The organism is Pseudomonas sp. BCRC 81390 (assembly GCF_030341915.1).
Taxonomy (GTDB): domain Bacteria; phylum Pseudomonadota; class Gammaproteobacteria; order Pseudomonadales; family Pseudomonadaceae; genus Aquipseudomonas.
This window is the reverse complement of sequence record NZ_JATAAG010000025.1, coordinates 295,314-316,247: the sequence shown is the minus strand read 5'-3', so window position 1 is coordinate 316,247 and position 20,934 is coordinate 295,314. Positions and strand designations below refer to the sequence as shown.

Genomic DNA, 20,934 nt, shown 5'->3' with positions numbered 1-20,934 from the left:
AGGCCTGCCGCCAGCGTTCAATCTGAGCCATGATCAAACTCTTCAGTTCAATACTGCTTGGGTTTTTAAGAAACCCTAAACTTGGCTCAGCAATCTCAAATGACTATGTGATTTTTCGCATGGCCACTTGTGATGCTGATAATCTTTGTGACTATCAGTCCGTACTCACAAGCACCCACACGAATTGCTTGATTCGATTTGTTAAAGAGCGTTTGGTTAAGAATGTTTCGTCTCAACCGAGGCGCGCATTCTACGCTTTCCTCATTGGCTGTCAAGCGTTTATTTTGAAGTTTTTTGCGAGAAACTCGTTTAGCTTCAAACACTTGACTCGCTGCGATCTCTCGTAGCGGGAGGCGAATCATACAGCGTTTAAACCCGCTGTCAACCTTCATCTCAACCGCCGCCGATCATGCGACCGTAGCCCTTCCAACCTCTTCGCCACTAATTAACTCATTGATTATCAAGGAGTTTTTCGTTCCGATGTCGCTGGAAGTGGGGCGCATTATAAGGGCATTCGAAACCGCGTCAACCTTTAATTTCAAGAAACCTTCATATCACTGAAAAACAAAGCGGGGAGGCCTGACGGCCTCCCCGCTTCTATATAGCTACACCTACCAGCAATCACTCCGCCTTGAGGGTAACCCGCGCAAACGACTTCTTGCCCGCCTGGCAAACGTGGGTCGCCCCCAGGGCAAACATGAAGTCACGCTCGACCACGACACCATCAACCTTTACCGCGCCGCCACTGAGCAGATCACGAGCCTGCGCCGAGTTCTTCACCAGACCAGCACGATTCAGCACCGCAGCGATCGGCAGGTCTTCCGCCGCAGTCACTTCAACCTCCGGCAGGTCTTCCGGCAACTCGCCATCCTTCATGCGGTTACCTGCTGCACGGTGCGCATTGGCCGCAGCTTCTTCGCCATGGAAGCGCGCAACGATCTCTTCCGCCAGCTTGATCTTGATGTCACGCGGGTTGGCGCCATTGGCGACGTCGGCACGGAACTGCTCGATCTCTTCCATCGAGCGGAAACTCAGCAGCTCGAAGTAGCGCCACATCAGGGTATCCGGGATCGACACCAGCTTGCTGTACATCACGCCCGGCGCTTCCTGGATACCGACATAGTTACCCAGCGACTTGGACATCTTCTTGACGCCATCGAGCCCTTCGAGCAGCGGCATGGTCACGATGTTCTGCGCTTCCTGGCCATAGGCACGCTGCAGCTCGCGCCCCATCAGCAGGTTGAACTTCTGGTCGGTGCCACCCAGCTCGACATCAGCCTTCAGTGCCACCGAGTCATAGCCCTGGACCAGCGGGTACAAGAATTCATGGATAGCGATCGGCTGGTTGGTGGTGTAGCGCTTGTCGAAGTCATCACGCTCAAGCATGCGCGCCACGGTGTACTGCGAAGCCAGGCGAATGAAGTCAGCCGGGGTCAGCTTGTCCATCCAGGTGGAGTTGAACGCGACCTCGGTCTTGGCTGGGTCGAGGATCTTGAACACCTGCTGCTTATAGGTCTCGGCGTTTTCCAGCACCTGCTCGCGAGTCAGCGGCGGACGCGTGGCACTCTTGCCGCTCGGGTCGCCGATCATGCCGGTGAAGTCACCGATCAGGAAGATGACCTGGTGCCCCAGGTCCTGGAACTGACGCAGCTTGTTGATCAGCACTGTGTGCCCAAGGTGCAGGTCTGGCGCGGTCGGGTCGAAGCCGGCCTTGATGCGCAGAGGCTGGCCGCGCTTGAGCTTCTCCACCAGTTCCGACTCGACCAGTACTTCTTCCGCACCGCGCTTGATAAGCGCCAGCTGCTCTTCAACCGACTTCATAGACAAACCCGCAAGGCTCAGATTCAGGGGGAGCCAACCATACAAGATCGGCCGTCAATTACAAGTTTCGCAAAGGAATGTGACCCGGGCACAGGCTTGCGGCGTCTACGCGCCCTTGCGTGAAAATGGTTTTGGTTATATTTTATACAGTTATTTCATCTTCATCATGTCATTCATCTTTTCCATTTCACCTTTTTCAAAGTCACCGTGCCCATGACCAACGAACCGCCTAAAGCGCCCCCGCTTTATCCGAAAAGCCATCTGTTGGCCGCCAGCGGCATCGCCGCCCTGCTCAGCCTGGCCCTGCTGGTATTTCCCTCCAGCGAAGTGGAAGCCAAGAAAACCACCCTCAACCTCGAGCTGGAAAGCCCTGCCGAGCAGTTGAAGGACGAATCCCGCGCTGCGCCCCTGGTACAGGCAGAAGGTGAGCAAGGCTCGCCATTCGCCCAGATAGAGGACGCCACCCCCGAAACCCAGAACGCCAAGCAGGAAGACGCCCCAGTCGCAGCACCGGTCGCCGAAACCACCAAGGAGCCCGGCCACCGCGAAGTCACTGTAGCCCGCGGCGACACGCTCTCCACCCTGTTCGCCAAGGTGGGCTTGCCGACCAATGCAGTGCATGACCTGCTGGCCAGCAACAAGCAGGCCAAGCAGTTCAGCCAGCTCAAGCATGGCCAGGTGCTGCAGTTCGAACTCGACAAGGACGGCCAGCTGGCCAGCCTGCACAGCAAGGTCAGCAACCTCGAAACCATCCGCCTGACCAAGACCGACAAGGGCTACACCTTCAACCGCGAAATCAGCAAGCCGGTCGTGCGTACCGCCTATGCCCATGGCGTGATCAAAAGCTCCCTGTCGGCCTCGGCGCAGCGCGCCGGCCTGTCCCACAGCATGACCATGGACATGGCTCGCGTGCTGGGTTACGACATCGATTTCGCCCAGGACATCCGCCCAGGCGATGAATTCGACGTGGTCTACGAGCAGAAGGTGATGGACGGCAAGGTCGTCGGCACCGGTAACATCCTCTCCGCACGGTTCACCAACCGTGGCAAGACCTACACCGCCGTGCGTTACACCAACAAGCAGGGCAACACCAGCTACTACACCGCCGACGGCAACAGCCTGCGCAAGGCGTTCATCCGCACCCCGGTGGACTTCGCCCGCATCAGCTCGCGCTTCTCCGCAGGCCGCAAGCACCCGATCCTGAACAAGATCCGCGCGCACAAGGGCGTTGACTACGCCGCCCCACGCGGCACCCCGATCAAGGCGGCCGGTGACGGCCGTATCGAACTGGCGGGACGCCGTGGCGGTTACGGCAACACCGTGATCATCCAGCACGGCAACCGCTACAAGACGCTGTATGGCCACATGCAGGGCTTCGCCAAGGGCATCAAGACCGGCGGCATGGTCAAGCAAGGCCAGATCATCGGCTACATCGGCACCACCGGCCTGTCCACCGGCCCGCACCTGCACTACGAGTTCCAGGTCAACGGTGTGCACGTCGACCCGTTGAGCCAGAAAGTGCCAATGGCCGACCCGATCGCCCGCAACGAACGTCAACGCTTCCTGCAGCAGAGCCAACCCCTGATTGCCCGCATGGACCAGGAAAAGGCCACCCTGCTCGCGGCGAACAAGCGCTAAGCCATGGCGCGCTACCTGGGGGTGATGTCCGGCACCAGCCTCGATGGCCTGGACATTGCCCTGATCGCACAAGGCGAGCAGCCTGAGCTGCTCGCCACCCACTACCTGCCCATGCCAGGCGACCTGCGCCAGGAACTGCTTGCCCTCTGCAGCAGCGGCCCTGACGAGATCGCGCGCGCCGCGCTGGCGGAAAACCGCTGGGCCACGCTTGCCAGTGAAGGCATTCGCCAACTGCTGGCCAGCCAGGGGTTGCAGGCTGATGCCATCCGCGCCATCGGCAGCCATGGCCAGACCATCCGCCACGAGCCCGCACGCGGTTTTACCGTGCAAATCGGCAACCCGGCGCTGCTCGCCGAGCTCACCGGCATCAGTGTGGTCGCTGACTTCCGCCGCCGCGATGTGGCAGCCGGCGGTCAAGGCGCACCGCTGGTCCCGGCCTTTCATGAAACCCTGTTCGGCCATCTCGGCCAGCGCCTTGCCATTCTCAACGTGGGCGGCTTCAGCAACCTGAGCCTGATCGAGCAGGACAAGCCGGTCCGTGGCTTCGACTGCGGCCCGGGTAACGTGCTGCTGGACGCCTGGATCGAGCGCAAGCGCGGCCAGGCCTATGATGCGGATGGTGCCTGGGCGGCTTCGGGCACGGTACAGGCCGATTTGCTCGACGCACTGCTGGCCGACCCGTTCTTCGCTGGCAGCGGCCCGAAGAGCACAGGTCGCGAGGTGTTCAACCTGGCTTGGCTGGACGGTCACCTTGCCCGCCTGCCTGCCTACCGCGACGAAGATGTGCAGGCAACACTGCTGGAGCTGACCGCACGCAGCATCATCGACTCGCTGAGCAATGCCCAACAAGGCACCGAAGCGCTGTTGGTGTGCGGCGGCGGCGCGCGCAACGGCGCCCTGATGGCACGGCTTGGCCAGCTACTACCCGCCGCCCGGGTCGCCAGCACCGGCACCCACGGTGTTGACCCGGACTGGGTCGAAGCCATGGCATTCGCCTGGCTGGCCCATTGTTGCCTGGAAGGTATCGCCGCCAACCGCCCTAGCGTGACAGCGGCCGAAGGCCTGCGGGTATTGGGCGCAATCTACCCAGCCTGAGCATCCAGCAGAAAGCAAAACGCCGCGCAATTGCGCGGCGTTTTCGTATGGCCAGGCTTTAGATCGAGAACGACGAGCCGCAGCCGCAAGTAGTTGCAGCATTAGGGTTCTTGATCACGAAGCGCGAGCCTTCCAGGCCTTCCTGGTAATCCACCTCGGCGCCGGCCAGGTACTGGAAGCTCATCGGGTCGACCACCAGGGAAACCCCTTCGCGCTCGACGATGGTGTCATCCTCGGCCACGTCTTCATCGAAGGTGAAGCCATACTGGAAGCCGGAGCAACCGCCACCGGTGACGAACACGCGCAGCTTCAGACGATCGTTGCCTTCCTCGGAAACCAGGTTCTTCACCTTCTGCGCAGCACCGTGGGTGAATTCCAAAGCCGTAGGGGTGAAGGTTTCGACGCTCATGTTGATTCTCCCGGCGCGGTAGCCGCCATAAAACTCGATGACGCGCATTATCCGCTTTCCCGAGAAAATCGGTCAAGAATTGTGCGGCTTTAGTCGCGACAAACAAAAAGGCCCGCACGACGCGGGCCTTTCCACCGATGATGGCTTACGGCAGCAGGCCAGCGTGGGACAGGCCCATGCGCTCGTCCAGGCCGAACAGGATGTTGAGGTTCTGCACCGCCTGGCCGGATGCGCCCTTGACCAGGTTGTCGATCACCGAAAGCACCACCACCAGGTCGCCGCCCTGTGGGCGATGAACGGCAATGCGGCAGACGTTGGCGCCGCGCACACTGCGGGTTTCCGGGTGGCTGCCAGCCGGCATCACGTCGACGAACGGCTCGTCGGCATAGCGTTTCTCGAACAGCGCCTGCAGGTCGACCGAAGTGTCGGCAACGGTCGCGTACAGGGTGGCGTGGATGCCACGGATCATCGGCGTCAGGTGCGGCACGAAGGTCAGGCCGATGTCTTTGCCAGCCGCCAGGCGCAGGCCCTGGCTGATTTCCGGCAGGTGGCGATGGCCCTTGACCGCATAGGCCTTCATGCTCTCGCCGGCTTCGCAGAACAGCGAGCCCACCGCCGCACCACGGCCAGCACCGCTGACCCCGGACTTACAGTCGGCGATCAGGCGCGACGGGTCGGCCAGGCCTGCCTCCAGCAGCGGCAGGAAGCCCAGCTGGGTAGCGGTCGGGTAGCAACCCGGCACGGCGATCAGGCGTGCCTGGCGGATTTTCTCACGGTTGACTTCAGGCAAACCGTAAACCGCGTCCTTGAGCAGCTCCGGTGCGCCGTGCGGCTGGCCGTACCACTTGCCCCACTCGGCGGCGTCCTGCAAACGGAAGTCGGCCGACAGGTCGATCACCTTGGTACCCGCCGCCAGCAGCTCGCCGGCCAGGGCATGGGCGACGCCGTGCGGTGTGGCGAAGAACACCGCGTCACAGGCCGCCAGGGTCTTGCTGTCGGGCACGCTGAATGCCAGCCCGTCATAATGGCCGCGCAGGTTCGGGTACATGTCCGCCACCGCCACGCCCGCCTCGGAGCGCGAAGTGATGACCGCCACTTCGGCCTGTGGATGCTGTGCCAGCAGACGCAACAGTTCGACGCCGGTGTAACCCGTGCCGCCGACGATACCGACCTTGATCATAACGCTTGCCCCTTATCAACGAGCCGTCTGGAAAGCGCACGATAATAGGGGTGCAAGGCGCCTGTAACAACTCTTCGGATGACCCTTCGGGCGCTTGACCACTACTATCTGACGACCGTGAATACCTGAAGGAACTCCCCCATGCTTTACCTATGGATCAAAGCGCTGCACATCGTCAGCGTGGTCTGCTGGTTCGCCGGCCTGTTCTACCTGCCGCGGCTGTTCGTCTACCACGCCCAGAGCCAGGACAGCATCAGCCAGGAACGTTTCGTGACCATGGAGCGCAAGCTGTTCCGCGGCATCATGAACCCGGCGATGATCGCCACCTACGTGTTCGGCGGATGGATGCTGTACCTCACCCCCGGCTGGCTCAGCCAGGGCTGGCTGCATGCCAAGCTGACCCTGGTCATCCTCCTGACCGTCTACCATCACATGTGCGGCGCCCAGCGCAAACGCTTCGCCAGCGGCACCAATACCCGCAGCCACGTCTACTATCGCTGGTTCAATGAAGTGCCCGTGCTGTTTCTGCTGGGCATCGTGATCCTGGTGGTGGTCAAGCCGTTCTGACGCCGCCCCCGCTCAAGGAGCCTCGCCATGGCACTACCCGCCTCGCTCGACCAACGCCTGCGCCTGCCAGTGGTTGCCGCACCGATGTTCCTGATTTCCAACCCCAGGCTGGTGCTGGCGTGCTGCTCCGGTGGAATAGTCGGCAGTTTCCCGGCCCTGAACCAGCGCGACAGCGCCGGTTTCAAGGCCTGGTTGGAGGAAATCGAGAACGGTCTGGGGCAATTGCCGGCGCCAGCCCCGTATGCCGTGAACCTGATCGTTCATTCGACCAACCCGCGCCTGCAGGCCGACCTGGCGTTGTGTGTGGAGCACCGCGTGCCGATCGTCATCACCAGCCTGGGCGCAGTGAAGGAAGTGGTCGATGCCGTGCACGGTTACGGCGGCCTGGTATTCCACGACGTCACCACGCGCCGCCATGCCGAAAAGGCAGCCGAGGCCGGGGTCGATGGGCTGATTGCGGTGGCCGCAGGCGCAGGCGGCCATGCCGGCACCTGGAGCCCGTTCGCCCTGGTCGCGGAAATTCGCCAGTTCTTCGACAAGACCTTGCTGTTGGCCGGCTGCCTCAACCATGGCCACGAGATCCTGGCGGCACAGATGCTCGGCGCCGACCTGGCCTACATGGGCACCCGCTTCATCGCCACGACCGAAAGCCAGGCCCAGAATGCCTACAAGCAGATGCTGCTCGATGCCCATGCCGCCGACATCATCCACACTCCGGCAGTGTCCGGCGTGCCTGCCAGCTTTCTGCGCGCGAGCCTGGAGCAGGCCGGCTACGACCTGGACGCACTCAAGCGCGGCCACGAGCACGGCAAGCTCAAGCCGATACACGACGAAGCCAAGGCCTGGAAAACCGTGTGGTCGGCGGGCCAGGGTGTCGGCAGTATCGACGATCTGCCGGATGCCGGTGCGCTGATCGAACGGCTCTACAACGAGTACCGGGAAGCCGTGCAGCGCTACCAGGCCCTGGCTCATTGCGCCTCGTAGCAAAAGGCAACACCTGGTCCGGCCAAGCTGTACACTAGGCGCCTCTTCAGCCCCCAGGAGCCTTGCATGACCCGTTACGCCATGATCACTGGTGCTTCCAGCGGCCTGGGCCTGGCCCTGGCGGAAGCGCTGGCGCGGCGCGGGCGCAACCTGATCCTGGTGGCACGCCAACGGGAGACGCTGGAGCCGGTAGCCATCGAGCTTACCCAGCGCTTTGGCGTGGAAGTGCTGTTCCGCGCTTGCGACCTCAGCCAGCCACTGCGCCTGTCGGGCTTCGTGCTGGAACTGGAAGAAGGCGAACGGCGCATCGATCTGCTGGTCAACTGTGCCGGCTTGCGCACCTACGGCCCGTTCCTGGCTCATGAGTGGGCCGACGAGCAGGACCTGCTGGAAGTCAACGTGCTGGCCCTGAGCCGGCTATGCCACGCCATCGGCAACCTGATGGCGGTGCAGGGCGGCGGTCAGATCCTCAATGTTGCAGGCCTGGCCGGCGTGGCGCCGGGCCCTTGGATGGCCGCCTATGCCGCCAGCAAGGCCTATGTACTGAGCTTCTCGCAGGCCCTGCGCGAAGAACTTAAGCGCACCGGCATCAAGGTCTCGGTGCTGTGCCCCGGCCCGGTGCGCTCCTCGCGTCGGCGTATACCGCGGCTCGATGGCAAGCCACGCTGCCTCAGCCCGGAGGAGGTGGCGCTGTACACCGTGCGCGCACTGGACAAGAACCGCGCACTGATCATGCCCGGCCGGCGCAACCGCTGGCTGGCTTTCGCACCGCGCCTGCTGCCCCGCTGGCTGGTGCGCAAGCTGGCCGGCTTCATCCACCGCCGCTACTGCCCGCTCGGCATGGAATAGCCACTGGGCGAGCGACGCCTGGCTGAGTACACTCGGCCCGACCCTCACCATGGAGCAAGTGCTGTGGACGATTTATTCATCAAGATCATCAACCGGGAAATCCCGGCGAAGATCATCTACGAGGACGACCAGGTCCTGGCGTTCCACGATATCGCCCCCCAGGCGCCCGTGCATTTTCTGGTCATCCCGAAAAAGCATATCCGCACCCTCAATGACCTGACCGAAGAAGACAAGGGCCTGGCGGGCCACATCCTGTTCACCGCCCAGCGCCTGGCCAGGGAACTGGGCTGCGAGGACGGCTTCCGCGTAGTCATGAATTGCAACGAGCAAGGCGGCCAGACCGTTTACCACATCCACATGCACGTGCTTGGCCAGCGCCAGATGCACTGGCCACCGGGCTGATCCACGGCAAGCCACCCTGCCACTATTGCGGTAAACTGTCGGGCACATTCTTGCGGAGGTGCCCGATGGCTACCGAACGTCACTACTCGCCGCTCGACCGCTTGTTGCTGCAGGCCGACACCGCCATGCGCACCTTGCTGCCCTTCAGCGGCCAACCCGCCCGCCCCTCGCCGGCTATCGTGCAGCCGGACATCGACCTGGACGAACAGCAGGCCCGCCACGTTGCCGGGCTGATGCGTATCAACCACACCGGTGAAGTCTGTGCCCAGGCGCTGTACCAGGGCCAGGCCCTGACCGCCAAGCTGCCTGAAGTGCGCAAGGCCATGGAGCATGCCGCCGAGGAAGAAGTGGACCACCTGGCCTGGTGCGAACAGCGTATCCGCCAGCTGAACAGCCACCCCAGCGTGCTCAACCCACTGTTCTACGGCATGTCGTTCGGTATCGGCGCACTCGCCGGACTGGTCAGCGACAAGGTCAGCCTGGGCTTCGTCGCTGCCACCGAACATCAGGTGTGCAAGCACCTCGACGAACACCTGGAGCAGATCCCGCAGGAAGACGAAAAGTCCCGGGCCATCCTCGAACAGATGCGTATCGATGAGGAACAGCACGCCGACTCCGCACTGGCAGCCGGTGGTTATCGCTTCCCCGCCCCGGTCCGCTTTGGCATGAGCCTGTTGGCCAAGGTCATGACCAAGAGCACCTACCGTATCTGAAGGCATTACCATGACGGACCGTTTCGACGCCAAGGACCTGGCGCGCGCCGTGCACGCCGGCATTCTCCAGCCTGGCCAGGACCAGGCCCTTGTGGCCTTCCTGCGCCAGCAACCGGCACCCCGCGGCAGCTTCCAGCTGGCCCATGTCGCATTCTATTTCGGCGCCATGCTGATCATGGCGGCCATGGGCTGGCTGCTCACCGAAGCCTGGATGAGTATTGGCGACTGGGCACTGCTGGCCATTGCCAGCCTTTACATCCTGCTGCTCACGCTGTTCGCCGTTAACCTGCAACATCGCGCCCAGCCCGTCGCGGCCGGGGTGCTGGCAGCAGTCGCGGTCAGCATCGTGCCACTGGCGGTGTTCGCCGTCGAACGGCTGGCCGGCTGGTGGCCACTCGACGACGTGCAGGCCAACTATCACCAGTATTACACCTATGTGCAGGGCGGCTGGCTGGCAATGGAAGCGGCTACGGTAGTCGCCGGGCTGCTGATGCTGAGGCTGGTCCCCTACCCGTTCATCATCATGCCGGTGGCCGTGGCCTTGTGGTTCATGTCGATGGACCTGAGCGAATGGTTGTTCGGCTCGCCGTTCAGCTGGGAGCAACGCCGCGAGGTGTCGTTATGGTTCGGGCTGGGCCTGCTGGCGGTATTCATCGTGGTCGACGGCCGCACCCGCGAAGACTACGCGCACTGGGGTTATCTCGCCGGGCTGGCGGCTTTCTGGGGCGGGCTGACGCTGACGGACAGCGGCAGCGAGCTGGGCAAAGCCATGTACTGCCTGGTCAACGTTGCACTCATGGGCATGGCAGTACTGCTGCGCCGGCCGGTGTTCATGGTTTTCGGCGCGCTGGGAGTGGGGGCCTACCTGGGCTACCTGTCGTATGAGGTGTTTGCCGAGTCGCTGCTGTTCCCGCTGGTGGTGACCTTGATCGGGCTCGCAGTCATAGGGCTGGGCCTGGCTTATCAGAAACGGCGGGAGCGATTGAGCCAGGTGATGCGCGGTTGGCTGCCTGACCGGGTGCGGGCGGCATTGCCTGCGCTTCGCAGGTGATAACGTTGGGGCTGCGCGCAGCAGCCCCATAACCATGGCCTTAACCCAGCTCTACAATTTCATAACCGTGGCTGATCTCCACCCCGGCACGCTCCAGCATGATCGAGGCCGAGCAGTACTTTTCCGCCGACAGCTCCACCGCGCGCTTGACCTGCGCCTCTTTCAGCCCGCGCCCTTTCACCACGAAGTTCATATGAATCCTGGTGAACACCTTCGGGTCCTCGCCTGCACGCTCGGCCTCAAGGAACGCCTCGCAGCTTTCCACCGCCTGCCGCGACTTCTTCAGAATGCTGACCACGTCGAAGCTGCTGCAGCCACCCAGGCCCAGCAACAGCATTTCCATCGGCCGCACCCCCAGGTTGCGGCCGCCGGCCTCGGGTGGGCCGTCCATCACGACGACGTGGCCGCTCCCCGATTCGCCGAGGAACATTGCCTCACCGGCCCACTGGATACGTGCCTTCATCTAACCGGACTCCTGACTTTTGGAAAAGGGTGTCAGCTTAGACCTTGTATGGTCGTGGGAAAAGTACGAGTCCCGTCGGTTTAATACCGAAACATTCTGTTGTGTCTGATAAGCTGGCGCCAAATGACTGGCGCTTCGCGCCAACCACCCCTTTCAAAAAGCCAATGCGTCGCATCGAACAGGATTTCGTGATGGTTGCTTCTGCCTTACCCGCCAAGATAAAGAACATCGACAGGCTGCTGGTGCACTGCCAGCGCCGCCGCTACCCCGCCAAAAGCAATATCATTTGCGCCGGCGACCGGGCCGAGACGCTGTCATTCATTGTCAAAGGATCGGTCACCATCCTCATCGAGGACGACGAAGGCCATGAAATGATCATCGCCTACCTGAACAGTGGCGATTTTTTTGGCGAACTGGGTCTGTTCGAGCCTGCTGGCAGCGAGCAACACCGCAGTGCCTGGGTGCGCGCGAAAACCGAATGCGAAGTGGCCGAAATCAGTTACGAGAAATTTCGCGAACTGGCGCGCCAGGACCCGGAGATTCTCTATGCGCTGGGCAGCCAGATGGCCCAACGCCTACGCAACACCACGCGCAAGGTAGGCGACCTGGCGTTTTTCGACGTGACCGGGCGGGTTGCACGTTGCCTGCTGGACCTGTGCAAGCAACCTGACGCCATGACCCACCCCGACGGCATGCAGATCAAGATCACCCGTCAGGAGATCGGGCGTATCGTCGGTTGCTCCCGGGAAATGGTCGGCCGCGTCCTCAAGGACCTCGAGGAGCGCAGCCTGGTGCAGGTCAAAGGCAAGACCATGGTGGTCTACGGTACCCGCTAGTCGCTGGGCAGTTCTGCCAGCACCTTGGCGTAGGCCTGCGACAGGCGCTCGAACCAGGGTGCCTCGGGCACTACTTCATGCAAGGCGATGTGTGCGTCGGCACGGCAGCGCTGGTCCAGTTCGCAACATTCATTGAAGCGGTTGACCGCTGCCACCATCGACTCGCGCTCGTTGTCCAGCAGCAGTGCACCATGCACCAGCACCACCGGACGCTTGCCAGCCAGGCCCTGACGCCAGCGTTGTGCAGTGCCCACCAGTTTGCGGCCGTTGAGGTTGACATTGTAGCGGCCATCGCAGAACGCCCCGTCGATCTCGCCTACCGATGCTACCCCGCCCCACTCGCGCAGCACCTCGCACAGCGGCAGGCACAGGCGTTCGTAGGCGTTTTCTATACGGCCATGGTCACCTTCGCTGCGTGGGGCGACGTAAACCAGTGCAACGTTCACCGTCGCATGCGACTGCGGCACGGGCTCGCCGCCGGTCTCGCGCAGCAGCACCGGCCAGCCGGCAATGGCCAGCTCCGCACAGGCGGCCTCGAAATTGTCCAGGCGGCTCATGCGCCGCGGCATGACCAGGGCGTGGTCGGTGGGTCGCCAGAACAGTACGCCACTGTTGCGTTCGCCGCGGCACACGGCGGCCAGCAATTCCTGTTCGGCGTGCAGGCCTTGTTCGACGGTCAGGGCCAGGGGTTGATCGGTCATTGATCCACCTTCGATATCGATGTCTACGGGCTCTTCCCCGGTGAACCCGCGAAAGGGCCAGGCCAGGCAAACAAAAAAGCCGGCGCAAAAGGCCGGCTTTGTTTGGTCAGTCCAGTTGCTGAACAGTCTTCTTCACCAGTTCCGGGAAGAACAACCGCTGCAATTCCAGCCCAGGCTGCTCGGCACGCATGAATGCCTCACCCACCAGGAACGAATAAACCTCATTGATTTCCATCAGTTCCACATCGGCCCGGTTCAGGATGCCGCTTTCGGTAACCACCAGGCGATCACGCGGAATACGTGGTAGCAGGTCAAGGGTGGCTTCCAGACTGACCTCGAAGGTGTGCAGGTTGCGGTTGTTCACCCCCACCAGCGGCGTATCGAGGATTTTCAGTGCGCGCTCCAGCTCATCGCCGTCGTGCACTTCCACCAGCACGTCAAGGCCGACATCCTTGGCCGTGGCCGCCAACTCGGCCATCTTCACGTCATCCAGCGCTGCCACGATCAGCAGCACACAGTCTGCGCCCAAGGCGCGGGCTTCGACGATCTGGTACGGGTCGACCATGAAATCCTTACGGATCACCGGCAGCGAAACTGCCGTGCGGGCCTGCTGCAGGTATTCATCGGCACCCTGGAAATAATCCACATCGGTCAGCACCGACAGGCAGGTCGCCCCGCCTTTTTCGTAGCTGACGGCGATTTCCGCCGGCACGAAATGCTCGCGGATCACACCCTTGCTCGGCGAGGCCTTCTTGATTTCGGCAATCACAGCCGGCTGCTTGCGCCCGGCCTGCTCGATCAACGCCTTGGCAAAGCCACGCGGGGCGTCGGCCACCTTGGCCAGCGCTTCCAGTTCAGCCAGGCTGACGCGCGCACTGCGCTCGGCCACTTCCTGGAACTTGCGGGCAATGATCCTTTCCAGCACCGTCGGCACACTCATGCTTCGTTCTCCACCTTGAATACTGCAGTAAAGGCACCCAGTTCCTGCAGTTTCTCCCAGGCCAGGCCGGTGTGCAGTACGTCGTGGGCCAGTTCCACACCAGCTTTCAGGCTCATGGCATGGTCAGCGGCATACAGCGCTGCGCCAGCATTGAGCACGATCATTTCGGCCGCCTTCTGGCCGTTCTCGGTCTTGCGCCGCCCCAGCGCGTCACGGATCAACTCCAGAGACGCCTGCGGGTCCTCGACCGCCAGGCCGTGCAGGCTCTGGCTCTTCATGCCGAGGTCTTCCGGCTCGACCCAGTATTCAGTGATCTCGCCATTTTTCAGTTCGGCAACGAAGGTGGGCGCGGCCAGGCTGAACTCGTCCAGGCCGTCTTTCGAATGCACGACCAATACATGCTTGCTGCCCAGGCGCTGCAGCACCTCGGCCAATGGCCGGCACAGGGCCTGGGTGAACACCCCCACCACTTGATGCTTCACTCCGGCCGGATTCGTAAGCGGGCCGAGCATGTTGAACAGGGTACGCAGCCCCAGGTCGCGACGCGGGCCAGCGGCATGCTTCATGGCACTGTGGTGGCTTTGTGCAAACATGAAGCCGATACCCAGGCTGTCGATGCAGCGGGCTACCTGGGTGGGCGTCAGGTTCAGATAGATGCCAGCCGCCTCCAGCAGGTCGGCACTGCCGCTCTTGCCCGAAACCGCGCGATTACCGTGCTTGGCCACGGTGCAACCTGCCGCTGCCAGGACGAACGAGGAGGCGGTAGACACGTTGAAGATGTTGGCACCATCACCGCCGGTGCCGACGATATCAACCACGCCATCGAGGCTTTGCAGCTCGACCTTGTCGGCCAGTTCACGCATCACCGATACCGCACCGACGATTTCGTCGATGCTTTCGCTTTTCATGCGCATGCCCATGAGGAAGGCACCAATCTGCGCTTCGCTGCACTGGCCAGTCATGATCTGGCGCATGACGTCGCGCATTTCTTCGGTGGAAAGGTCCAGGTGGCCGACGATACGGCTTAACGCGCTCTTGATATCCATGGTCGATCCTTAGCGGTGGCCGCCGGTCTGCTTGAGGAAGTTGGCGAACAGCTCGTGGCCCTGTTCGGTAAGGATCGATTCAGGGTGGAACTGCACCCCTTCGATATTCAAGGTCTTGTGGCGCAGGCCCATGATTTCGTCGACCGAACCATCAGCGTGGGCCGTCCAGGCGGTCACTTCCAGGCACTCGGGCAGGGTTTCGCGCTTGACCACCAGGGAATGGTAGCGGGTCACGGTCAGCGGGTTGTTCAGGCCGGCGAACACGCCAAGGTCACGGTGCTGGACCGGGCTGGTCTTGCCATGCATCACCTGGCGGGCACGCACCACGTCACCGCCAAAAGCCTGGCCGATCGACTGGTGGCCCAGGCATACCCCGAGAATCGGCAGCTTGCCGGCAAAGTGCAGGATGGCCTCGATGGACACGCCCGCCTCGCTCGGCGTGCATGGCCCTGGGGAAACGACGATGCGCTCGGGGTTCAGGGCTTCGATCTGGGCGATGGTCATCTCGTCATTGCGAATGACCTTGACCTCGGCACCCAGCTCACCAAGGTACTGAACGACGTTGTAAGTGAATGAGTCGTAATTGTCGATCATCAGTAACATCGGGTTAAACCTCTTGAATCTACTGACTTCAGAATTCGAACCTTCCTGCACCCGCCAACAGGCGCAGCATTGCCACAAGGGGCGGTAGACAGGAAGGCAAACGGGGACGGGCCGGGCGGGCCGGCAGGGGATAAAGTCAGGCGCGCCAACGCCAACGGGCGTGGGCCTTGATTACGCGCATCAAGAGTTTGCTGACGATCAACACAGGATAGGTCTCGCTCATACGTCACGGCACAGTAGCCTACCGGGGCGACGGGCGCAATATGCCCGTAAACACGGGGAAAACGAATGGACTTGGGAGGGATGCCCTGCGATTTGCTAAGGTCGATCGGGTTGTTCCGATAAAAACAATGAAAAGGATGTTCACCGATGCGAAAAGCCACGCTATTGCGCTTTACCCTCGCCTCACTGGCCTTGGCCTGCAGCCAGGTGTTCGGCGCCTCCTCGCCCTACTCCTCGCTGATCGTATTTGGCGACAGCCTGGCCGATGCCGGGCAATTCCCCGACCTGACCGGCGGCACGTCTGGCTCACGGTTCACCAACCGGGATGCTAATGGCAACTTTGCTCCGGTGTCGCCGATGATCCTGGGTGGTCGGCTGGGCATCGCCCCAGACGATCTGAACCCCTCAACGTCGGTGGGCATTCGGCCCGATGGCAACAACTGGGCCGTTGGCGGCTACACCACCCAGCAGATCCTGGATTCGATCACGACGATTTCCGAGACCGTCATTCCGCCCGGCAATCCTGGCGCCGGGCTGGTGCTTCGCGATCGCCCCGGCTACCTGGCCAACGGCCTGCGTGCCGACCCCAACGCACTGTACTACCTGACCGGCGGCGGCAACGACTTCTTGCAAGGGTTGATCGGCAGCCCCGCCGACGCGGTGGCCGCCGGTGCCCGCCTGGCCGCCAGCGCCCAGGCGCTGCAACAAGGTGGCGCCCGCTACATCATGGTCTGGCTGCTACCCGACCTCGGCCAAACCCCAAACTTCAGTGGCACGCCCGAGCAAAACCAGCTGTCGCTGCTGTCTGGCGCGTTCAACCAGGCGCTGCTCGGCCAGCTGGGGCAGATCGATGCCGAGATCATTCCGCTCAACATTCCCGTGCTGTTGGGCGAAGCGTTGGCCGACCCCAGCCAGTATGGCTTGGCCAGTGGCCAGAACCTGGTCGGTACCTGCTACAGCGGCGAAGGCTGCGTGGAGAACCCGGTTTATGGCATCAATGGCAGCACGCCAGACCCGACCAAGCTGCTGTTCAACGACGCGGTGCACCCGACCATCGCCGGCCAGCAACTGATTGCCGACTACGCCTATTCGATCCTTGCCGCCCCCTGGGAGCTGACCCTGCTACCGGAAATGGCCCACGCCAGCCTGCGCGCTCACCAGGACGAACTGCGCAACCAGTGGCAGACGCCCTGGCAGGCGGTGGGCCAATGGCAGGCTTTCGTCTCCACCAGCGTGCAGGACCTGGACTTCGATGAGCAGCGCAGCGCGGCCAGCGCTGATGGCCGCGGCTACAACCTGACCCTGGGCGGCAGCTATCGGCTGAACGAGGCCTGGCGCCTGGGCCTGGCCGGCGGCGTGTATCGGCAGAAGCTGGAAGCCGGGGAACAGGACTCGGACTACAAGCTGGACAGCTACCTGGCCAGTGCCTTCGCCGAATACCGCCAGGACCGTTGGTGGGCCGATGCGGCGCTGACCGCCGGGCACCTGGACTACAGCGATCTGAAACGTACCTTCGCCCTCGGCGTGAACGGCCGCAGCGAAAAGGGTGATACCGACGGCGAGGCCTGGGCGATGTCGGCGCGGCTCGGCTATAACCTGGCGGCCGAGAACAGCGGCTGGCAACTGGCGCCGTTCGTCAGCGCCGATTATGCGCGGGTAAAGGTGGATGGCTATGACGAGAAGAGCGGGCGTTCGACGGCGCTGGGCTTCGATGATCAGGAGCGCACGTCACGTCGACTGGGCGTGGGGTTGCTGGGCAGCGTACAGGTTGCATCAGGCACCCGGCTGTTCGCCGAGGTGGCGCAGGAGCATGAGTTCGAAGATGATCAGCAGGATGTGACAATGCACCTGACCAGTCTGCCGGCAAATGACTTCACTCTTACCGGGTATAAGCCGCACAGCGACCTGACCCGGGCCAGCCTTGGGCTGAGCCATGAGGTGGTGACGGGGGTGCATTTGCGCGGGAATTACAACTGGCGCAAGAGCGATGAGCTGACGCAGCAGGGGGTTAGCCTGGGGGTCAGTGTCGACTTCTAGGTTGCCGGGGCCGCTTGGCGGCCCCAACCAATCTACTTGGCGGAGGTCTGCTCGGCCAACGCCACCGCGCGGAACATTGCCCGGCGCTTGTTGATGGTTTCTTCCCATTCCAGCGCCGGCACCGAGTCGGCAACGATGCCGCCACCGGCCTGCACATGCAGTTCGCCATCCTTGATCACTGCGGTACGGATGGCAATCGCGGTATCCATGTTGCCATTCCAGGCAAAGTAACCGACCGCCCCACCGTAGACCCCACGCTTGACTGGCTCAAGTTCGTCGATGATTTCCATCGCGCGAATCTTCGGTGCCCCGGAAAGCGTACCGGCCGGCAGGATCGCCCGCAGTGCGTCCATCGCCGTCAACCCTTCACGCAGCTGGCCCGTGACGTTGGACACGATGTGCATCACATTGGAATAGCGTTCGATCACCATCTTCTCGGTCAGGCGCACGCTACCGGTGGAAGACACACGGCCGACATCGTTGCGGCCCAGGTCGATCAGCATCAGGTGCTCGGCGATCTCCTTGTCATCCGACAGCAGGTCGTCTTCCAGCGCACGGTCGGCCTCTTCGGTGGCACCACGCGGGCGGGTACCGGCAATCGGCCGAACGGTAACCAGGTTGTCCTCGACCCGCACCAGCACTTCAGGCGAACTGCCGACCACGTGGAAGTCGCCAAAGTTGAAGAAATACATGTACGGCGTCGGGTTGAAGCAGCGCAGCGCGCGATAGAGGTCGATGGGCGCGGCCTTGAAGTCGATCGACATGCGCTGCGACGGCACCACCTGCATGCAGTCCCCGGCCAGGATGTATTCCTTGATACGGCCAACGGCGTTTTCGTAATCCTCGCGGGTATAGCTGGAACGGAAAGCCGGCTCGGCGGCCTGCGGGCCGCTCAGGTCCAGGCCACGGCGTGGCGTGATCGGCTGGCGCAGGGTTTCCAGCAGCCCTTGCAGACGTGCCTGGCCATGTTCGAATGCCTGCTGTTCAGCCGGGTCGACCAGCACGATGGCGTGCATCTTGCCCGCCAGGTTGTCGAACACCACCACCGCGTCCGACACCATCAACAGGATATCCGGCACGCCCAGCGGGTCCGGGTTGGGACTGGCGCCCAGGCGTTTTTCCACGTAGCGCACGCAGTCATAGCCGAAGTAACCGACCAGGCCGCCGTTGAAGCGCGGCAGGCCAGGGATGTCGGCGACCTTGTAACGGTCCTTGAAGGTTTCGACGAAGGCCAGCGGGTCTTCGACGTCGTGGCTTTCCACCTCCACGCCATCTTGCAGGATGCTGACGTGGTAGCCGTGTACCCGCAGCACCGTGCGCGACGGCAGGCCGATCATCGAGTAGCGGCCCCACTTCTCGCCGCCCTGTACCGATTCGAGCAGGTACGAGTTCGACTGGTCGGCCAGTTTCAGGTAGATCGACAGCGGGGTGTCGAAGTCGGCCAGGGTTTCGCAGGCCAGGGGAATGCGGTTGTAGCCGGCAGCGGCCAGGCGCAGGAATTCTTCGCGGGTCATGGGTAGCCTCGTGGCAAGCAGCAATGGGTCAGGCAAACGGACGGGCCGGCACGCGCCGGCAGGCAGAAGTCAGGCGCGCCAACGCCAACGGGCCAGGGCCTTGATGACTTTCATCCAGAACTTGCCAGTAACCGCCACGGTGGACTCTCTGTCTTGTGAGGCTTGAAGGTCCGCCAACGTTATCCCAGTGGCCAGGTCTGCGCAACCTGGCAGCAGTGCGCGCAGGTCATCGATCACCAGGCTGGGGCATTCGTCGTGAATCGGCCGGCCATGGTTGTAGCCGTAGCTCAGGCCCACGCATTGCACACCCGCTGCCTTGGCGGCCAGCACGTCACTGCGCGAGTCACCGACGAACAGCGACTGCTGCGGGGTAACGCCGGCCATCTGCATGACGAACAGCAGCGCCGCCGGGTCCGGCTTTTTCTGTGGCAGGGTGTCGCCGCCGATGATCCAGCGGAAGTACTTGCCGATCTTCATCTGGTCCAGCAGCGGGCCGACGAAGCGCTCGGGCTTGTTGGTGATCAGCGCCATCTCCACGCCCCGCTTGTGCAGCCAGCGCAGGGTGTCCTGCACGCCGGGGTAGACCACGGTCAGTTCGTGGCTTTCGGCATAGGCATCCATGAACAGCGCCAGCGCCTGCTCGGCCAGCGCGTCGTCCACGCCGGCGTGGTCGATGCCCCCCGCCAGCGCCCGGCGCACCAATACCTGGGCGCCGTTGCCGACCCAGTGACGCACCGCCTCAAGGCCGGCAGGCGGGCGCCCGAGTTCGAGCAGCATGCGGTCCACGGCTGCGGCCAGGTCTGGCACGGAGTCGATCAGGGTACCGTCCAGATCGAACATCACCAGCCTGGGCAGCGTCCCCGGGAACAGCTGCTCGAAGCCGCTCATGGGCGCGCCTGGGCCAGTTCGGCGCGCATCCTGGCGATGACTTCCTGGTAGTCCGGGGCGTTGAAGATCGCCGAACCGGCCACGAAGGTGTCGGCGCCAGCGGCGGCGATCTCGCGGATGTTGTTGACGTTGACGCCACCGTCGATTTCCAGGCGGATATCACGGCCACTGGCATCGATCAGCGCACGTGCCTCACGCAGCTTGTCGAGGGTACCGGGGATGAACTTCTGCCCGCCAAAGCCCGGGTTGACGCTCATCAGCAGCACCATGTCGATCTTGTCCATCACGTACTTCAGGGCGTCCAGGCTGGTGGCCGGGTTGAACACCAGGCCAGCCTTGCAGCCGCCGTCCTTGATCAGTTGCAGGGAGCGGTCGATGTGCTGCGTGGCTTCCGGGTGGAAGGTAATGTAGGTGGCGCCGGCTTCGATGAAGTCGCCGATGATGCGGTCGACCGGGCTGACCATCAGGTGCACGTCGATCGGCGCGGTAACGCCATACTTGCGCAGGGCGCTGCAGACCATCGGACCAATGGTCAGGTTGGGCACGTAGTGGTTGTCCATGACATCGAAATGGACGATGTCGGCACCCGCCGCCAATACCTTGTCGACGTCCTCGCCCAGGCGGGCGAAATCGGCGGAGAGAATGGAGGGGGCAATAGCGTAGGGCTGCATGGCGCACCTGTTGGCAGAATCACGGTGGCGCGCATTGTAACCCAGGCAAGCGGATGAGGGCTGACTAGCATCAACCTGTGCTGGCCTCTTCGCGGCTAAAGCCGCTCCCACGGGTGTAGTGTCAACTCGAAGCCAGCGCAGTAGCTGTGGGAGCGGCCTTGTGCCGCGAAGCAGGCGACGCGGAGGATGGCACCGGCTGCGCCGGTGTTCGCGGGGCAAGCCCGCTCCTACAGGAATAACGCCAGCTTTGAACATTTGAGCAGGACAGTTGCTCCCAGAGGTGTAGTGACAACTCGAAGCAGCG

Annotated in this window: 21 protein-coding genes; 10 read left to right on the top strand and 11 right to left on the bottom strand. The window is 62.7% G+C overall.

The window, feature by feature from the left end:
• Positions 1 to 621 precede the first annotated feature (621 nt).
• On the bottom strand, positions 622 to 1,821 hold the full coding sequence (gene tyrS, locus QSV36_RS12220) for a tyrosine--tRNA ligase (RefSeq protein ID WP_289131848.1): 1,200 nt from the start codon (positions 1,819 to 1,821) through the stop codon (positions 622 to 624).
• A gap of 213 nt (positions 1,822 to 2,034) precedes the next feature.
• Between tyrS and QSV36_RS12215 the strand changes: the two genes are divergently transcribed.
• Together QSV36_RS12215 and QSV36_RS12210 are read left to right on the top strand one after the other, a co-directional pair.
• A complete protein-coding gene (locus tag QSV36_RS12215) occupies positions 2,035 to 3,459 on the top strand; it encodes a peptidoglycan DD-metalloendopeptidase family protein (protein WP_289131846.1) in 1,425 nt (474 codons plus the stop codon).
• Positions 3,460 to 3,462: 3 nt separating this feature from the next.
• Positions 3,463 to 4,554, top strand: coding sequence for an anhydro-N-acetylmuramic acid kinase (locus QSV36_RS12210; RefSeq protein ID WP_289131844.1), 1,092 nt, complete (start codon positions 3,463 to 3,465; stop codon positions 4,552 to 4,554).
• A gap of 58 nt (positions 4,555 to 4,612) precedes the next feature.
• Here QSV36_RS12210 and erpA read toward each other — a convergent pair whose 3' ends face one another.
• Positions 4,613 to 4,963, bottom strand: a complete 351-nt coding sequence (erpA, locus tag QSV36_RS12205; RefSeq protein ID WP_015268740.1) for an iron-sulfur cluster insertion protein ErpA — start codon at positions 4,961 to 4,963, stop codon at positions 4,613 to 4,615.
• 145 nt (positions 4,964 to 5,108) lie between these two features.
• Positions 5,109 to 6,143, bottom strand: a complete 1,035-nt coding sequence (gene argC, locus QSV36_RS12200) for an N-acetyl-gamma-glutamyl-phosphate reductase (protein ID WP_289131842.1) — start codon at positions 6,141 to 6,143, stop codon at positions 5,109 to 5,111.
• A 141-nt stretch (positions 6,144 to 6,284) separates the two neighbouring features.
• Between argC and hemJ the strand changes: the two genes are divergently transcribed.
• The 6 genes from hemJ (at position 6,285) to QSV36_RS12170 (ending at position 10,709) form a co-directional block, all read left to right on the top strand.
• Entirely contained in the window at positions 6,285 to 6,710 is a 426-nt protein-coding gene (gene hemJ / locus QSV36_RS12195) for a protoporphyrinogen oxidase HemJ (protein ID WP_289131840.1), read from the top strand.
• Positions 6,711 to 6,737: 27 nt separating this feature from the next.
• A complete protein-coding gene (locus QSV36_RS12190) occupies positions 6,738 to 7,694 on the top strand; it encodes an NAD(P)H-dependent flavin oxidoreductase (RefSeq protein ID WP_289131838.1) in 957 nt (318 codons plus the stop codon).
• 66 nt (positions 7,695 to 7,760) lie between these two features.
• Positions 7,761 to 8,543 carry an SDR family NAD(P)-dependent oxidoreductase gene (locus QSV36_RS12185; RefSeq protein WP_289131836.1) on the top strand — a complete coding sequence of 261 codons (783 nt, stop codon included), beginning with the start codon at positions 7,761 to 7,763 and terminating at the stop codon, positions 8,541 to 8,543.
• 63 nt (positions 8,544 to 8,606) lie between these two features.
• Positions 8,607 to 8,945: a histidine triad nucleotide-binding protein gene (locus QSV36_RS12180; RefSeq protein ID WP_225780157.1), complete on the top strand. Its 339-nt coding sequence runs from the start codon at positions 8,607 to 8,609 to the stop codon at positions 8,943 to 8,945.
• Between the two features lie 65 nt (positions 8,946 to 9,010).
• Entirely contained in the window at positions 9,011 to 9,658 is a 648-nt protein-coding gene (coq7, locus tag QSV36_RS12175) for a 2-polyprenyl-3-methyl-6-methoxy-1,4-benzoquinone monooxygenase (RefSeq protein ID WP_186690118.1), read from the top strand.
• A 10-nt stretch (positions 9,659 to 9,668) separates the two neighbouring features.
• Entirely contained in the window at positions 9,669 to 10,709 is a 1,041-nt protein-coding gene (locus QSV36_RS12170) for a DUF2157 domain-containing protein (RefSeq protein ID WP_289131831.1), read from the top strand.
• Between the two features lie 40 nt (positions 10,710 to 10,749).
• Here QSV36_RS12170 and QSV36_RS12165 read toward each other — a convergent pair whose 3' ends face one another.
• Positions 10,750 to 11,172 (bottom strand): OsmC family protein, encoded by a 423-nt coding sequence (locus QSV36_RS12165; protein ID WP_225780154.1) that lies wholly within the window; start codon positions 11,170 to 11,172, stop codon positions 10,750 to 10,752.
• Between the two features lie 191 nt (positions 11,173 to 11,363).
• Here QSV36_RS12165 and crp point away from each other — a divergent pair, with 191 nt between their 5' ends.
• Positions 11,364 to 12,008 (top strand): cAMP-activated global transcriptional regulator CRP, encoded by a 645-nt coding sequence (gene crp / locus QSV36_RS12160; protein WP_289131827.1) that lies wholly within the window; start codon positions 11,364 to 11,366, stop codon positions 12,006 to 12,008.
• Here the strand turns inward: crp and QSV36_RS12155 are convergent.
• From QSV36_RS12155 to QSV36_RS12140, 4 genes are all read right to left on the bottom strand, one after another.
• The gene (locus QSV36_RS12155) at positions 12,005 to 12,709 is read right to left on the bottom strand and encodes a lipoate--protein ligase family protein (RefSeq protein WP_289131825.1); all 705 of its coding nucleotides are present in this window, start codon (positions 12,707 to 12,709) and stop codon (positions 12,005 to 12,007) included. The genes crp and QSV36_RS12155 overlap by 4 nt on opposite strands.
• 106 nt (positions 12,710 to 12,815) lie before the next feature.
• Positions 12,816 to 13,649, bottom strand: coding sequence for an indole-3-glycerol phosphate synthase TrpC (gene trpC / locus QSV36_RS12150; protein WP_289131823.1), 834 nt, complete (start codon positions 13,647 to 13,649; stop codon positions 12,816 to 12,818).
• Positions 13,646 to 14,695: an anthranilate phosphoribosyltransferase gene (gene trpD, locus QSV36_RS12145; RefSeq protein ID WP_289131821.1), complete on the bottom strand. Its 1,050-nt coding sequence runs from the start codon at positions 14,693 to 14,695 to the stop codon at positions 13,646 to 13,648. The genes trpC and trpD overlap by 4 nt, the downstream gene beginning before the upstream one ends.
• A 9-nt stretch (positions 14,696 to 14,704) precedes the next feature.
• Positions 14,705 to 15,298, bottom strand: a complete 594-nt coding sequence (locus tag QSV36_RS12140; RefSeq protein WP_289131819.1) for an aminodeoxychorismate/anthranilate synthase component II — start codon at positions 15,296 to 15,298, stop codon at positions 14,705 to 14,707.
• A gap of 369 nt (positions 15,299 to 15,667) precedes the next feature.
• On the opposite strand from QSV36_RS12140, the gene estP reads away from it, so the two are divergent.
• Positions 15,668 to 17,557: an esterase EstP gene (gene estP, locus QSV36_RS12135; RefSeq protein ID WP_289131816.1), complete on the top strand. Its 1,890-nt coding sequence runs from the start codon at positions 15,668 to 15,670 to the stop codon at positions 17,555 to 17,557.
• 32 nt (positions 17,558 to 17,589) lie between these two features.
• On the opposite strand, the gene trpE is transcribed toward estP, so the two are convergent.
• From trpE to rpe, 3 genes are all read right to left on the bottom strand, one after another.
• The gene (gene trpE / locus QSV36_RS12130; protein ID WP_289131813.1) at positions 17,590 to 19,071 is read right to left on the bottom strand and encodes an anthranilate synthase component I; all 1,482 of its coding nucleotides are present in this window, start codon (positions 19,069 to 19,071) and stop codon (positions 17,590 to 17,592) included.
• Between the two features lie 69 nt (positions 19,072 to 19,140).
• Positions 19,141 to 19,959 carry a phosphoglycolate phosphatase gene (locus tag QSV36_RS12125; protein ID WP_289131811.1) on the bottom strand — a complete coding sequence of 273 codons (819 nt, stop codon included), beginning with the start codon at positions 19,957 to 19,959 and terminating at the stop codon, positions 19,141 to 19,143.
• On the bottom strand, positions 19,956 to 20,630 hold the full coding sequence (gene rpe, locus QSV36_RS12120) for a ribulose-phosphate 3-epimerase (RefSeq protein ID WP_289131808.1): 675 nt from the start codon (positions 20,628 to 20,630) through the stop codon (positions 19,956 to 19,958). Before rpe ends, QSV36_RS12125 begins: the two co-directional genes overlap by 4 nt.
• Positions 20,631 to 20,934: the final 304 nt, after the last annotated feature.